Genomic DNA, 574 nt, shown 5'->3' on the forward strand with positions numbered 1-574 from the left:
TAGGACTTACGCATTGACAGACATAGAGTCATGTGAGTTGCAGGTCTGAAGAGGGTTCCGAGCCATTTTTTAAGATGAATTGTCGAATCACCGGGATAAATAACTGCCTCGATACCTGATATAGGTTGTCGATCAACCCCTCAATTCGCATCGTCTGGAGCTTGCCAAAGGCACTCAGCGCACAAAAAAAGTGATTGCGAATCGCTTGTTCATCTCGGACTTGAAAGCGCTCAATATTACAAACCTGTTTGATGACTCTGTGAAAGCGCTCAATCTGCCAGTGATGGTCATGGACTTGTTTAAAAGTTTCACGGTTCAGGAGCTTCAGTGCTTCTAATTCTGGGAGGAACAGGATGTAATAGCGGGCTTCGTTTTTGAAGTCCTGACAAAACACCTTAACCCACCCAAACTCTTTGAGATAGATGACCAATCCTGTTTCAGGAATTGTCAAGGTCTGTATCTGAACTTCTTTACCCTGTTCTAAGGAAACTTTACGATTGTCAGCCACACCCAATAGAAATCCCACTTCCTCGTTTCTGAGGAACTTCAGGTTCGCCAAACTAGAATCCCAACT

Annotated in this window: 1 protein-coding gene; it reads right to left on the reverse strand. The window is 44.1% G+C overall.

All coding sequences use genetic code 11. The annotated features are described in order from the left end of the window. Positions 1–28: 28 nt before the first annotated feature. A partial coding sequence (locus A8707_RS26370) for a transposase (RefSeq protein WP_156518919.1) occupies positions 29–574 on the reverse strand: 546 nt, incomplete at its 5' end.

The sequence above is a fragment of the Phormidesmis priestleyi BC1401 genome (genome assembly GCF_001650195.1).
GTDB lineage: Bacteria > Cyanobacteriota > Cyanobacteriia > Leptolyngbyales > Leptolyngbyaceae > Phormidesmis_A > Phormidesmis_A priestleyi_B.